The organism is Bradyrhizobium amphicarpaeae (assembly GCF_002266435.3).
GTDB classification, from domain to species: domain Bacteria; phylum Pseudomonadota; class Alphaproteobacteria; order Rhizobiales; family Xanthobacteraceae; genus Bradyrhizobium; species Bradyrhizobium amphicarpaeae.
The window spans coordinates 6,898,531-6,912,387 of sequence record NZ_CP029426.2 but is presented as its reverse complement, the minus strand read 5'-3'; the positions used below and the strand labels follow the sequence as shown (position 1 = coordinate 6,912,387).

The following is a 13,857-nucleotide window of genomic DNA, read 5'->3' as shown; positions in this document are numbered from 1 at the left end:
CAGCCCTCGTTACGGCCCGTACAGCACCAGTTCCGTATCGGTGAGATCACCGAGTTGCGGCCGGTGCGGTCCTTTGAAATATTTGCGGCCGCGCCGCTCGGTATAGAAACCGACCAGGCCGGGAATCGGCCCATTGGAATCGATCGTCACCGCGATCTTGCCGAGCCGCAGCAGCAGGCGGCCGATGCGCCCTGCACAGAGGGCGTATTCCGCAGCACTGCGGCAATAGATCAGCTTCATCGCAGGGGGCGCGAGGAAGCCGCGGCGGATGCGCACCGGTTGCAGGATGAAGGGGAATGTTCCCTTCGGCGTGCGGCAGACGAGGCTGAGGCAATTGTAGCGCGCATGCCGCGTCAGCAGTTCGGCTTCGGCTTCGGAAAGCCCCTCGATCGTCTTGGCGTGAGGCGGGATGACCTCGATCTCGCTCCAGCGCGGGGGCCGCGCCAGGGCAGGCACCGAGAAGAATATGCCGCGGCAATAGGCGCGAAAGCCCTGCGTTTCGATGATCGGCCAGGTCCACGGCGCCGGGCTGATGTTGAAATAAGTCACGTCCTTGTGCCGCTGCGCGATCTTGGTCAGCAGCGGGGCATAATTGCGGTAGGCGGGATCGACATACCAGCTCGACAGATTGCACTGGATGGTGGTCTCTTCGCCGTTCTTCCGCGCCGTGTAGATCAGTAGCAGCACGCCGACTGGCGTGCCGTCACTATCGAGCATGTAGCCGAAGCGGGGATAACCCTCCGGAACGGATCGGAAGGCCTGCCGGCGCAGACCCTGGATCCAATAGTTCCGTGAGCGACCGACGAAGCCGCGCGACAGCAGATCCGCGACCGCTTCGGCGTCCGACTCGGTGATCTCGCGGCATCGCACCTTGGTGTGAATCACGCTCGTCTTACCCGTGGAAATGACAGGCCTCGTTTGGTCTGTTGTTTCAGCATGATCTTTTCGGAGAACCGCTCCGCACTCTTCGCTCATGCGGTCCTCCGGATCTGGTTCAAGCTGTTAGCGCCAACCTTCGACATGGGCGTCGGCCGCGACCTGCGGCTGCAGGCCCAGGACGTCCCGCACCTTGGCGGGCCAGGCGGAAAGATCGGTGCCGTGGGTGTGGAACATGGCGACCGCCAGCCGGTCCATCCCGAAGGCGACGCAGCCGGTATGGGCCGGCTCGCCATTGGCATCCTGGATTCCCCAGGTCGTGCCGAAATGCTCGCGATGATAGTTGAAGCTCATGCAGGCCGTCGGCTGCTCTTCCGAGCGCAGCGGAATGAGCAGCTCGAACTTGAGCTGCTGCTGCTTCTGGCTCACCGCCTTCATCTGGCCGACGCGGCCGAAGAAAGGATCGCTGGCGTAGTCGACACGGAAGGTCAGGCCGAGGTCGGTCGCGATCGCCTGCGCGCGCACCATCCAGCGGTCGCGGAAATCGGAGACGTCATCGGCTGTGCCGATGCAGACATATTCGCGCATCCGGAACGATTGCAGCCGGTCGAGATGCTTCGACGGCTCGCGGCGGAAGCAATCCGCGGCGACGTCGAAGCGCAGGCCGCCCTTCGGCAAAGGTCCGCGGCTCGCCGCGATCGGATAGACCGGATAGCAGGCGGCGGGCGACAGTACGAGGTCGGCGGGCGACAGCGAGGTGGTCCAGTCGCCGCCGGCATCGAAGCGGCTCACCGCAGCGTTGATCTCGCGTTCGGTGCCGTGCAGGCCGCAGACGCAGCCGAGCAGGTTCGGGAAGCTCTTGAGATAGCCGGATTTCTCCAGTTGGGCCCGGCTCATCACCGGCGGGAAGCGCATCACCTCGGTGCCGCTCTCGCGATGGCCAGTGATCAGCGCGGCGAGCTTCTCGACGACGCCTTCATAGAGTGCGGTGCGGGCGTAGACGCCGTCGGCACCCATGCGGTGGAACAGCTTGTCGGCGAGATGATCGAGCGGATCGACCATTTGCGGCGCGGTCGCGGGCGAGTCGGAGAGAATGGCAATATTCATGGCGCGATGTCCTGCTATCTTGAATTTGTTGTTATTGATTCAGTCGCGAAGGCTTGTCGGCACGCCGCTCATCAGCGTCGATGTCGCCGCATTGGCCAGAATGCGGTCGTTGTTGATCATGATCGGGGACGACAGCACGTCGCGGAGATGCCGGCCCATGGTGAATTCGCCGTCGTTGCGGTAGCCGGAGAGGCCGGCCGTGCGCATCGCATGCATCACGGTCTCGACCGCGAGTTCGGAGGCCTGCACCTTCAGAAGCGTGATCGACGACTGGAAGTCGAGCGAACTCAGCGCACGCTCGTCATGCTCGGCGCGGGCGAAGGCATCGATATTGGCCGACAGCAGCGCGCGAAGCTTCGCCAGCGACATCTTGGCGGCGGTGAAATGCGCCGCGGCTGGCGGCATCTGGCCGCCGGAGCTGCGGGCCGCCTTGCGGATGAAGGCCTGCGCGCGGGTCACGGCTGCGGCGGCGATGCCGGTCCAGGCCGACGACCAGCACAGATGCGCGAACGGCGTCATGGTCTGGGCGTGGATCTTGTCATAGGATTCCGGGAAGACGCGATCGGCGGGGCAATCCACTTTCAGCTCGAAGCCGGTCGAGCAGGTGCCGCGCATGCCGAGCGTTTCCCAGCCCAGCGTCCGCTTCAGCGAGTAGTCGTCCTTGGCGAGCGCCAGCAGAACCTGGTCGGACGCGGCGGCCTCGGTGGCGCGGCGGGCGATGGTGACGAGGCCGTCGGCTTCCGCGCCGTAGGAGATCACGGTGGCATCGCGCACCAGTGAAACGGTATCGCCGGCGTGGTCGACGGCAGCGGCGCTGGCGCGGATGTTGCCGCCGTTCTGGCCTTCGGTGGTGGAGGAGGCGAGCAGCCACTGGTCGCGGGCGACCCGGCGCATCATGGTTTCCATCCAGGGGATGCCGTGACCGTGCCGGATGACGCAGGCAACCTTGGTCTGGTGCATCGCGTAGATCATCGCGGTCGAGGCGCAGGCCCGTCCGAGCGTGTAGCAGATGTCGGTGACGTCGTAGATGGAGGCACCGAAGCCGCCGAACTCGACCGGGATCATGACGCCGAGCAGCTTCTGCTCGCGCGCGACCTCGAAAGCCTTGTGGGGGAAGCGGGCGTCGCGATCGACTCCGTCTGCGTCGGCTGCGGCCGCCGCGGCGGTCCGGGCGGCGCGCTCGATCAGGGAGGGGCCCTGCTCGAGGAAGCTCGTTTCGGTTTCGTCGACAGTGAGGACTGCTTCACGCACGTTCATACTCGTCCGCCTCCGGTTTGCCGTTCGAGATCGCCGGCATCATTCGCGATGCGCGTAAGCGATCCTCCGGCCATCTTGCTTGTGAGATGAGGCTACGGATTTAATTCAAATTCGTCGATGAAATAGAGGGTAAACAAAGCCCAATTCCGAACGAACAGTTAAGGTCCGGTTGTTTGCATCCGCCGTTTTTCCGGCATCGCGTTAGGGATCTGGAAGAAGGTCGAATTCCAGACAATCTGAGTCATCGTTTACTAAGAAACGCGAAGTAATGGTGTCGCCCATTGCGGGACCCGCTGGCCGTGCCCATCGTAGCGGCAAGCCGGTCCGACCTTTGACAGACAGACGGGAATTTGCCGATGCAAGCCTTCGATACCGAATTGCGCAATCGCATCATCAAGCTGGTGAAGGGCATCCTCGAACAGAATTCGCTCGCCGCGGACGTCACGCCGTCCGCCAAGCTCGTCGATGCCGGCCTGACCTCGATGGATATGGTCAATCTGATGCTCGGCGTCGAAGCCGAATTCGACTTCACCATCCCGCAAGCCGAGATCACGCCGGAGAATTTCCAGTCCGTCGAGACGCTGGAGCGGATGGTGGCGACGCAGCTGCACCTGGCGAACGCGGCATAGTCACCGCTCTATCCTCCCTCATTGCGAGCGAAGCGAAGCAATCCAGACTACCTCTGAGGCCGCGGTCTGGATTTCTTCGTCGCTACGCCCCTCGCAATGACGGTCATCAAGACTGTCACCCCCGTTCCAAAACCGCCGCAAAACTGGCATAGCTTAACCATGTCGCACGTGGCGAGCAGGTGGAGCAGGTATGACGCAGGCGGTATTGGGCATCATCGGCGGCTCGGGCATCTATGACCTGCCGGGTCTCGAGGGTGCGCGCGAAGAGGTGATCACGAGCCCGTGGGGGGAGCCATCGGCGGCCGTGCGCCGCGGCACCATCGCAGGGTTACCGATCGTGTTCCTGCCGCGGCACGACAAGGGCCACCGTCTCTCCCCCTCCGACATCAACTATCGCGCCAATATCGACGTGCTGAAGCGCGCCGGCGTCACCGACCTGATCTCGCTATCGGCCTGCGGTTCCTTCAGGGAGGAATTGCCGCCGGGCACCTTCGTTCTCGTCGATCAGTTCGTCGACCGCACCCACAAGCGCGAGAGTTCGTTCTTCGGCCGGGGCTGCGTCGCGCATGTGTCGATGGCGCATCCGGTCTCCCCACGTTTGCGCATCCATCTTGCCGCAGCCGCCGAAGCCGAAGGCATCGCGGTCGCGCGCGGCGGCACTTATGTCTGCATGGAAGGACCGCAATTCTCCACCTATGCGGAGAGCACGACCTACAAGACGTTGGGCTATTCCGTGATCGGCATGACCAACATGCCCGAGGCCAAGCTCGCGCGCGAGGCGGAGCTCTGTTACGCCACGGTGGCGATGGTGACGGATTTCGACTGCTGGCATCCCGATCACGATGCCGTCACCGTGCAGGACATCATCCGCGTGTTAACGTCGAACGCCGACAAGGCCAGGGCCCTGGTGGCACGGTTGGCGAAGGATTTTCCGCGCGAGCATGAGCTGTGCCCGATCGGCTCCGACCGCGCGCTCGACACCGCGCTGATCACGGCGCCCGAGGCGCGCGATCCCGAGCTTCTGAAGAAGCTCGATGCGGTGGCCGGGCGCATCCTGCGCGTGAAGTGAAAGGCAGAATGCCATGAAGGTCGACGGCAAGCATTTCCGCAGCATCTGGCGCGAGCATGACGGCTGGTCGATCGGCGCGATCGACCAGCGCAGGTTGCCGCACGAGTTCGTCGTCGCGAAGCTGAAATCGTGCGAAGACGCAACCGTCGCAATCCGCGACATGCTGGTGCGTGGCGCTCCGCTGATCGGTGCGACCGCGGCCTACGGCATGGCGCTTGCCATGCGCGAGGACGCCTCCGACGCCGGCCTGAAACGAGCCTACGACACGCTCGTGGTGGCGCGGCCGACCGCGATCAACCTGAAATGGGCGCTGGACGAGATGCGCATGGCGCTCGCGCCGATCGATCCGCTGGAGCGGGCCGAAGCGGCGTATGCGCGTGCCGACGAGATCGTCGAGCAGGACGTCGAGATCAACCGCGGCATCGCCGGCAACGGCCTGAAGCTGATCGAGGCGATCGCATCGAAGAAGTCGGGCGAGACCGTCAACGTGCTGACCCATTGCAATGCCGGCTGGCTCGCCACCGTCGATTGGGGCACGGCGACGGCGCCGATCTATCTCGCGCATGAGCGCGGCATCAGGATCCATGTCTGGGTCGACGAGACGCGTCCGCGCAACCAGGGCGCCTCGCTCACCGCCTGGGAGCTCGGTCATCACGGCGTGCCGCACACGGTGATCCCCGACAACACCGGCGGCCATCTGATGCAGCACGGCATGGTCGATCTGGCCATCGTCGGCACCGACCGCGTCGCCGCCAACGGCGACGTCTGCAACAAGATCGGCACCTATCTGAAGGCGCTTGCCGCCCACGACAACGGCGTGCCGTTCTATGTCGCGCTGCCGTCGCCGACGATCGATTTTGCCGTCCATGACGGTATCCGCGACATACCGATCGAGCAGCGCAGCGGCGTTGAGGTGACCGACATGACCGGCCGCACCGCGGATGGAAGACTGGAGACGGTGCGCATCGTGCCCGAGGGATCGCCGGTCGCGAATTATGCCTTCGACGTGACGCCGGCACGGCTCGTGACAGGCCTCATCACCGAGCGCGGTGTGTTGAAGCCGGATCGCGCCTCGTTGGCAGCGGCATTTCCGGAACGGATCGCTGCCGCAGCGGAGTAGGTCTCGTAGGGTGGGCAAAGGCGCGAGGCGCCGTGCCCACCATCTGTTTATGGTGGGCACGCTCCGCTTTGCCCACCCTACGGCCGCGGAATAAATTACGTTAGCTCAGCTTCAATCCCGTCGCCGCCTCCAGCTCGGCAATTGCCTGCGCGCCGCTGGCGACCTTGATGGTGGTCATGCCCATCTTGCGCGCCGGCTTCAAATTGACGCCGAGATCGTCGAGATAGACGCAGTTGTTCGCATCGACCTTCAGGGTTTCGATCATCATCTGATAGATGCGCGGATCAGGCTTGCGCAGGCCGATCTTGGCGGACTCGATGACATGATCGAACAGCACCATCACCTCGGCGACATAGAGTGAGCGTCCGGTCCGGCTGCCGATCGCGTTGGCGGGCAGATTGTTGGTGATGCAGCCGGTCTTGAATTGCGCCTTGATGCGCTTCAGCGCCTCGACCATTTCAGGGCGCAGATCGCCCTGCAGCAGCGGCAGCACGTCGCGGCCGCGCACCTCCGCGCCGAGTGCGAGCGATTCCGTGGCGAACAATTGGTCGAAGGTGTCGATATCGACCTCGGCCCGCTCGAACCTGGCCCAGGCGTTTTCCAAATGGTTGGCGGCATTGGTGCGCCGGATGATGTCGGCGGGAAGGCCGCGCTCGGTCTCGAATCGCGCGAAGGCCTCGAATGGCGAACTCGTCAACACGCCGCCAAAATCAAAGATCACAGCCTCGATCGCCACTATCCTGCCCTCGTCAGTTCCTTTCCAAGAGGGCTAGCATGGGGTATCGGCAAGAACCAGTCCGAAGCAATCTGCCGCCGCCAATATGAAGCATGTTCCCATGAAGAAGCTTGCCACGTTCATCGCGCCTGTGTTGTTGCTCGCCGCACCCGCTCATGCAATCGTCGGAGGCGGCACGCCGCAGACCGACGGCGCCGCGCGCGCTGTCGTCACCATCGTCGGTTCGCGTGGTAATTCCTGCACCGGCACTCTGATCGCGCCGAAGATCGTATTGACCGGCGCGCACTGCGTGCCGCCCGGCGCGGACTACAAGATCGTCGACCGCAGCGGCGGCGAACCTCAATTGCTGAACGTTCGCGCCATTGCGATCCATCCGGGCTACAAGGCGCAAGTCCATCGCGCCGGTGCAGACGTGGCGCTGTTGCAGCTGGAAATTCCACTCAAGGGAAAATCGACGGTGCCGGTCGGCACGCCGAACATTCCGATCCGGGTCGGGAGCCGTTTCGTCATCGCCGGTACCGGGGTCACCGTGCGCGGTGATGGCAGGAGCGGCGGGGCCACGCGCGTCGCGGGACTCGTCGTCACGGGCCAGCCCGGCACGCTTCAGATCCGCCTGGTCGATCCCGTAACCAACGGTGTTCGCGACGGAATTGGAGCTTGTACCGGCGATTCCGGTGGTCCCGTGTTCGAAGACAAGCCGAACGGCGCCGTGCTTGTCGGGGTCATCAGCTGGGCGACGGGACCCAACTCCGGCGATGGCTGCGGCGGATTGACGGGGGTCACGCCGCTCACGCTCTATCGCGACTGGATCGTGCAGACTGCGCGGAGCTGGGGTGCGGCGCTGTGATTTGACCGCGACTTGATCTATGTCATTTTGAAGCGGAAGCGCGGCGGGTGATCATGCCGGCCGCGGAGGAAACGCGCCGTCCACCAAGGGTGGCCACAAAAACAAGCAAGGCATAGAAGCAACAATGAATGTCGCTGTTCGCAGTCACGCCACGGCCAAACAGGCTTCTGAACATTTCGACGTGCTGATCGTCGGCGCCGGCATCTCCGGCATCGGCAGCGCCTATCACATCGACAAGCAGCTTCCCGGTACGAGCTACGTGATCCTGGAAACGCAGGCGACGTTCGGCGGCACCTGGAGCACGCATCGCTATCCCGGCATCCGCTCGGACAGTGATCTCCATACGTTCGGCTATAGCTTCAAGCCCTGGGTGGGGCCGCCGATCGCGACCGCCGAAGAAATCCTTGCCTACATGAAGGAAGTGATCGACGACAACGATATCGCTCGGCACATCCGCTACAAGCACAAGATCAGTTCCGCCAGCTGGTCGAGCGAGCAGAATCTCTGGACCATCGAGGCCGTGACGACAGACACTGGCGAGGCCCGGACCTTCACCGCGAACTTCCTCTGGATGTGCCAGGGCTACTATCGGCATTCGGAAGGCTACACGCCGGAATGGAAGGGCGCCGATCGCTTCAAGGGCCGCATCGTCCACCCGCAGACCTGGCCTGATGATCTCGACCTCACGAACAAGAAGGTCGTCGTGATCGGCTCGGGCGCCACTGCCGCAACGCTGGTGCCGAACATTGCGGACAAGTGCGCGCATGTCACCATGCTGCAGCGATCGCCGACCTATTTCCGGCTCGGCCGCAACGCCATCGAGATCGCGGAGGAGCTGCGCCGGCTTCAGGTCGACGAGACCTGGATCCACGAGATTGTCCGCCGCAAGATCCTGTTCGAGCAGGATGCGTTCACGAAACTCTGCCTGTCCAAGCCCGAGCAGGTGAAGAAGGAGCTGATCGGCCAGATCAGCGCGGTGCTCGGCCCGGATTACGACGTCGATAAACACTTCACGCCGACCTACCGGCCGTGGCGGCAGCGCATCGCCTTCGTGCCGGATGCCGATCTGTTCAAGGGCATCGCCAGCGGCAAGGCTTCCGTCGTCACCGACGAGATCGAATGCTTCGTCGAGAACGGCATCCAGCTCAAGTCAGGCAAGCTGCTGGAAGCCGATGTCATCGTCACCGCCACCGGTTTCAATCTCGCCGCGCTGGGCGACATCGCCTTCCAGATCGATGGCAAGCCGCTGGCCTTCGGCGACACCGTCACCTATCGCGGCATGATGTTCACCGGCGTTCCGAACATGGTCTGGGTGTTCGGCTATTTCCGCGCCAGCTGGACGCTGCGCGTCGATCTGGTCGCAGATTTCGTCTGCCGGCTGCTTGGCCATATGAAGGCGAAGGGCAAGAAGAAGGTCGAGGTGAAACTGCGCGCCGAGGATCACAACATGCCGATCCTGCCCTGGATCGATCCGGAAAACTTCAACCCCGGCTATATGATGCGCAACATGGACCTGCTTCCCAAGCGCGGCGACAAGCCGGAATGGCAGCACAGCCAGGACTATTGGACCGAAAAGGACGAGATTCCGAAGACGGATCTGGATGACAAGGCGTTCGTTTACGGCTGAGGCGTTGTCGATGTAAGCTGGCGGTGATCGCCACAAACTCCGCCGTCGTCCCGGGGCGTGAAGCGAACCCGGGACCCATACTCTCAGGAAGTGGTTGTGGAGCGAGCGGGTCACTCCGAGTCTTCGCCAAATGGCTTCCTGTGGTTATGGGTCCCGGATCTGCGCTTCGCTTGTCCGGGACGACACCGTTGGTTGGGCGAGCGCGTACCAACTCACTACATCCATCACCGCTACGAATTCCTTCGCGTTGCGTTCGCCGCGATCGCCGCTGCTGCCGTCCTATTCTCCACGCCGAGCTTGGCGTAGATCTGTTCGAGATGCTTGTCGACCGTGCGGGGGCTGAGGCCCAGGATTTGCGCGATGTCGCGGTTGGTCTTGCCCTTGCTGAGCCAGGCCAGCACCTCGCCTTCCCTGGTGGTGAGGCCGAGCTCGCTGGTGAATTCAGGGGGAAGCGCGGTGCCGGACTCCCTGGAGAGCCGCAGCAGAAATTCGTTCGGCGCGGTTTCGCCCATGTAATAGAGCCGAAGCTGCGGATTGTCCGGCAGGGAAACCGCCTGGGACTTCGAGCTGCCTTTGGCCTTGGCCTGCTCCAGCCATTGCAGCAGCGACGGCGGCAGGACGAAGTCGTCGGCCTGCGCGCCGTGATGGTTGGACAGCAGTTTCTGCGCCTGCGGCGTCGCCCACAGCAGATTGCCCCGGCGATCGACCGCGAACAGGAAGCGGCCGGAGACGTCCAGCGCAGCGCGCGCGCTCTGCGTCAGGCGGGCATTGCCGAGATGGACGCGGATGCGCGCCAGCATTTCCTCGATCACGATCGGCTTGGTCACGTAATCGACGCCGCCGGCCTCGAGCCCGCGAACGATATGCTCGGTATCGGCAAGCCCCGTCATGAAGATCACGGGGACATTGGCAAGGCCCGCATCGCGCTTGAGCCGGCGACAGGTCTCGAAGCCGTCGATGCCGGGCATCATGGCGTCGAGCAGGACGATGTCGGGCGTGATCTGGTCGATGATGCGTATCGCCGCCGCGCCGTCGAGTGCCACCATCACCGTCATGCCGGCGCCGTCGAGCGCGTCGGTGAGCAGCCGCAGCGTCTCGGGAGAGTCATCGACGACGAGCGCGACGTCGCGCTTCTTCGACTCAATGTTCATGCGCATGCAACGTCTTCAATGTGGCCATGTACTGGTCGAGATCGAAGCGGTCGACCAGGGACCGCATCTGTGCAACGAAGTCGGCATGTTCGGGGTGCTCGTTGCCGATCTCGTCCAGCTTCAACTGGATGCCTCTGACGTAGCCGATCTGGCCGAGCCCGATCAGGGCCTCGATATGCCGCGCCGGGGGCCTTGATCCGCTTTCGGGGTGCCAGAACGACACCGGAATCTCGTCCGAGCCATATTGCCATTCGATCTTGAGGAGCTGGCGGACCGTCTCCAGCAGCCGCGGGATGTCGATCGGCTTCATCAAATAGCCGTCGTGGAAGGGCTGCGCCAGCGGCGCGCCGTGGGCCTCGATCGCGCTGGCCGACACCATCAGGATGCGGGCCTGGTGATGGCCGTTCGCTCGCAAGGCCTCGGCGACAGCCCAGCCGTCCATGGCAGGCATCGAGATGTCGAGCAGAAACAGATCGGGCCGGCAATGCTGGGCCAGCGCGAGGCAGCCGGGGCCGTCGGGCGCGCTGAGCAGGATGAAGCCGAGCGGCGTCAGTACCTCGCGCAGCAGGTCGCGATGCACGGGATCGTCGTCGGTGATGAGGATGGTCTTGCGCGCGCCGTGATAACCGGAGATCGGCGCCTCCACCGGCGCGATGCGCCGCGGATTGGTGACCTCCGACAGCAGGATCTTGACCTTGAACGTCGAGCCGGTGCCAACGGTGCTCATGACCTTGATGTCGCCGCCCATCACCCCGGCGAGCAGCCGGCTGATGGTCAGGCCGAGTCCGGTTCCGGTCTGCGGCTGCGAAACGCCGAGCGCGCCGCGTTCGAACGGCGCGAAGATGCGTTCGAGATCGTCGCCCTGGATTCCGGGACCGGTGTCGATCACCTCGAACTCCGCGACAGGGCTGCGATAATGCACGACGAACTGCACGCTGCCGGTCTGGGTGAATTTGATGGCGTTCGAGAGCAAATTGATCAGCACCTGACGCAGTCGCTTCTCATCGGCGTAGACCACGAGCGGCAAATACGACGGCCGCTTGAACACGAAGTCGATGCCCTTGGCGGCGGCCTGCAGGCGGAACATGCCGACCAGCTGATCGAGGAATTCGCTGAGGCGCACTTCGTCGCGCGACAGATACAGCCGCCCGGCCTCGATCTTGGAGATGTCCAGAATGCCGTCGATCAGGCCGGAGAGGTGATCGGCGCTGCGGCGGACGACGCGAACCTGGTCGCGCGGCTTGGTGCTCAGCGTCGTGTCCTGCTCCAGGAGCTGGGCATAGCCGCTGATCGCGTTCAGCGGCGAACGCAGCTCGTGGCTCAGGCCCACCACGTAGCGGCTCTTGGCGAGGTTGGCGGATTCGGCGACCTCCTTGGCCCGCTGCAGCTCGGCGTCGGTGCGCTTGTGCGCGTCGATCTCCTGAATCAGCAGCGCGGTCTGCCTTCGGGTCTCCTCCTCGGCGGCGCGGCGGCTCTGCTGTGCCAGCACGAACAGCCACGCCACCACGCCGATGATGATACTGAGCGAGAAGAACACCTTCCAGAGCACGTTGGAGACGAGTGTGTTCTCGCCATGCACGCTTGCCGAGGTCTGCAGATAGATCAGGCCCAGCACCAGCGCGACGAGCCCGGCGGAGACCACGAACACGCCGACATAGTGACCGAGTTGCGAGTTGATGCGCGCGTAGATCGGCTGCGGCATCAGCTTGCCCAGCGTCTCCGAGACCTGCGCCTGGATTCGCGCATGCGGCTTGCAGAGATCGTGGCAGCGGGCATCCAGTGAGCAGCACAGGGAGCAGATCGGTCCGGCGTAAGCGGGGCAGGAGGCCATGTCTTCCGGCTCGAACGAGTGCTCGCAGATGCAGCACTGGATCGCCTCGAGGTTCTGCCAGCTCCGCTTCGGCTTGCGCGCGATGTAGTACTTGCCGTCCGTGGCCCAGGCAATCAACGGGGCGACGATGAAAGCAACCGCGAGCGCGATGAAGGCCGACAGCGCCTTCGCGGTAGGTCCGAACAGGCCGTAAAAGGCGCTGATCGAGACGATGGTCGCGATCGTCATCGCGCCGACGCCGACCGGATTGACGTCGTAGAGATGCGCGCGCTTGAATTCGATCTGCTGTGGCCGCAATCCGAGCGGCTTGTTGATGACGAGATCGGCGACCAGCGCCCCGACCCAGGCGATCGCGACGTTGGAATAGAGCGCCAGGGTTTGCTCGAGTGCCTTGTAGACGCCGATCTCCATCAACAGCAGCGCCACGATGACGTTGAAGACCAGCCAGACGACGCGGCCGGGATGGCTGTGGGTCAGGCGCGAGAAGAAGTTCGACCAGGCGATCGAGCCGGCATAGGCGTTTGTGACGTTGATCTTCACCTGCGACAGGATCACGAATGTGCCGGTCAACGCCAGCGCGAGGTCCGGCTGCGACAGTACGTAGCGGAACGCTTCGAGATACATATGCGCCGGCTCGGCGGCCTCCTCGGGTGGCACCCCGTGGCTGAGCGCGAAGAAGGCGAGAAATGAGCCCGCCAGGAGTTTCAGGGCGCCAAGCACGATCCATCCGGGGCCAGCGCTCATCATCGCTATCCACCAGGAGGCCCTGGACGCGCGGCGGTCGCGCGGAAGGAATCGCAGGAAGTCGACCTGCTCGCCGATCTGCGCCACCAGCGAAAACACGACCGAGGCCGCAACCCCGAACAGGAGTAGGTCGAAATGCCCGTTGAGATCGCCGTGCTCACCCGAGAACTTGCGCCACTCCGTAAAGGAGTGCGGGTTGTGCCAGGCGATCGCCGCGAACGGAATGATGTGGAGCACGATCCACAGCGGCTGGGTCCACAATTGGAAACGGCTGATCAGCGTGATGCCGTAGGCCACCAGCGGGATGATGACGACGGCGCTGATGAGATAGCCGACCGGCCGCGGAATCCCGAAGCACATCTCGAGCGCGGAGGCGAGAATCACGGCTTCGATCGCAAAAAAGATGAAAGTGAAGGAAGCGTAGATCAGCGAGGTGACGGTCGAGCCGATGTAGCCGAAGCCGGCGCCGCGCGTCAGCAGGTCGATGTCGATGCCGCATTTAGCGGCATAATAGGCGATCGGCACGCCGCAGCAGAAGATGATGAGGGAGACCACGAGGATGGCGGCAGTCGCGTTGGTGACGCCATAGTTCAGGGTAATGGTGCCGCCGATCGCCTCCATCGCCAGGAACGAAATCGCGCCCAGCGCCGTGTTGGCGACGCGGGCGGCGGACCAGCGCCGCGCGCTCTTGGCGGTGAAGCGCAGCGCATAGTCTTCCAGCGTCTGGTTGGCGACCCATTGGTTGTACTGTCGCCTGACGCGGTCAATTCGCTGCCGCCCTGCCACGCTTTACCCCACTCCCGATACGGACCTGGATCCCTCGCAAATTCCGTACCAAAGCCTACGTCGGCATTTTGCGGTGC

General features: G+C 63.8%; 11 protein-coding genes. 5 read left to right on the top strand and 6 right to left on the bottom strand.

Annotated elements, in window-relative coordinates; translation table 11 throughout:
- Window positions 1-9 precede the first annotated feature (9 nt).
- The 3 genes from CIT40_RS32385 to CIT40_RS32375 form a co-directional block, all read right to left on the bottom strand.
- On the bottom strand, window positions 10-885 hold the full coding sequence (locus CIT40_RS32385) for an acyl-CoA acyltransferase (protein ID WP_094892646.1): 876 nt from the start codon (window positions 883-885) through the stop codon (window positions 10-12).
- 117 nt (window positions 886-1,002) lie between these two features.
- Complete coding sequence (locus tag CIT40_RS32380; protein WP_094892645.1) at window positions 1,003-1,983, bottom strand: amino acid--[acyl-carrier-protein] ligase; 981 nt, start codon at window positions 1,981-1,983, stop codon at window positions 1,003-1,005.
- A 39-nt stretch (window positions 1,984-2,022) separates the two neighbouring features.
- A complete protein-coding gene (locus CIT40_RS32375) occupies window positions 2,023-3,240 on the bottom strand; it encodes an acyl-CoA dehydrogenase family protein (protein ID WP_094892644.1) in 1,218 nt (405 codons plus the stop codon).
- Window positions 3,241-3,596: 356 nt separating this feature from the next.
- Here CIT40_RS32375 and CIT40_RS32370 point away from each other — a divergent pair, with 356 nt between their 5' ends.
- The 3 genes from CIT40_RS32370 to mtnA all read left to right on the top strand — a co-directional run bounded on the left by CIT40_RS32370 (window position 3,597) and on the right by mtnA (window position 6,058).
- Window positions 3,597-3,869: a phosphopantetheine-binding protein gene (locus CIT40_RS32370; protein ID WP_094892643.1), complete on the top strand. Its 273-nt coding sequence runs from the start codon at window positions 3,597-3,599 to the stop codon at window positions 3,867-3,869.
- A gap of 190 nt (window positions 3,870-4,059) precedes the next feature.
- Window positions 4,060-4,938, top strand: a complete 879-nt coding sequence (locus CIT40_RS32365) for an S-methyl-5'-thioadenosine phosphorylase (protein ID WP_094892642.1) — start codon at window positions 4,060-4,062, stop codon at window positions 4,936-4,938.
- A gap of 13 nt (window positions 4,939-4,951) precedes the next feature.
- Entirely contained in the window at window positions 4,952-6,058 is a 1,107-nt protein-coding gene (mtnA, locus tag CIT40_RS32360; RefSeq protein ID WP_094892641.1) for an S-methyl-5-thioribose-1-phosphate isomerase, read from the top strand.
- Window positions 6,059-6,158: 100 nt separating this feature from the next.
- Here mtnA and CIT40_RS32355 read toward each other — a convergent pair whose 3' ends face one another.
- On the bottom strand, window positions 6,159-6,794 hold the full coding sequence (locus CIT40_RS32355; RefSeq protein WP_162307781.1) for an HAD-IA family hydrolase: 636 nt from the start codon (window positions 6,792-6,794) through the stop codon (window positions 6,159-6,161).
- Window positions 6,795-6,894: 100 nt separating this feature from the next.
- On the opposite strand from CIT40_RS32355, the gene CIT40_RS32350 reads away from it, so the two are divergent.
- Together CIT40_RS32350 and CIT40_RS32345 are read left to right on the top strand one after the other, a co-directional pair.
- Window positions 6,895-7,641 (top strand): S1 family peptidase, encoded by a 747-nt coding sequence (locus tag CIT40_RS32350; protein ID WP_094892662.1) that lies wholly within the window; start codon window positions 6,895-6,897, stop codon window positions 7,639-7,641.
- 124 nt (window positions 7,642-7,765) lie between these two features.
- On the top strand, window positions 7,766-9,268 hold the full coding sequence (locus tag CIT40_RS32345; protein ID WP_094892640.1) for a flavin-containing monooxygenase: 1,503 nt from the start codon (window positions 7,766-7,768) through the stop codon (window positions 9,266-9,268).
- 230 nt (window positions 9,269-9,498) lie between these two features.
- Here CIT40_RS32345 and CIT40_RS32340 read toward each other — a convergent pair whose 3' ends face one another.
- Window positions 9,499-10,425, bottom strand: coding sequence for a response regulator (locus CIT40_RS32340; protein WP_162307780.1), 927 nt, complete (start codon window positions 10,423-10,425; stop codon window positions 9,499-9,501).
- Entirely contained in the window at window positions 10,409-13,780 is a 3,372-nt protein-coding gene (locus tag CIT40_RS32335; protein WP_094892638.1) for a hybrid sensor histidine kinase/response regulator, read from the bottom strand. The genes CIT40_RS32340 and CIT40_RS32335 overlap by 17 nt, the downstream gene beginning before the upstream one ends.
- Between the last annotated feature and the right edge of the window lie 77 nt (window positions 13,781-13,857).

Coding starts and splice junctions, on each gene's coding strand:
- CIT40_RS32380 (WP_094892645.1), bottom strand. CDS start 1,983: ATGAATATTGCCATTCTCTCCGACTCGCCCGCGACCGCGCCGCAAATG.
- CIT40_RS32375 (WP_094892644.1), bottom strand. CDS start 3,240: ATGAACGTGCGTGAAGCAGTCCTCACTGTCGACGAAACCGAAACGAGC.
- CIT40_RS32370 (WP_094892643.1), top strand. CDS start 3,597: ATGCAAGCCTTCGATACCGAATTGCGCAATCGCATCATCAAGCTGGTG.
- CIT40_RS32365 (WP_094892642.1), top strand. CDS start 4,060: ATGACGCAGGCGGTATTGGGCATCATCGGCGGCTCGGGCATCTATGAC.
- mtnA (WP_094892641.1), top strand. CDS start 4,952: ATGAAGGTCGACGGCAAGCATTTCCGCAGCATCTGGCGCGAGCATGAC.
- CIT40_RS32350 (WP_094892662.1), top strand. CDS start 6,895: ATGAAGAAGCTTGCCACGTTCATCGCGCCTGTGTTGTTGCTCGCCGCA.
- CIT40_RS32345 (WP_094892640.1), top strand. CDS start 7,766: ATGAATGTCGCTGTTCGCAGTCACGCCACGGCCAAACAGGCTTCTGAA.
- CIT40_RS32340 (WP_162307780.1), bottom strand. CDS start 10,425: ATGCGCATGAACATTGAGTCGAAGAAGCGCGACGTCGCGCTCGTCGTC.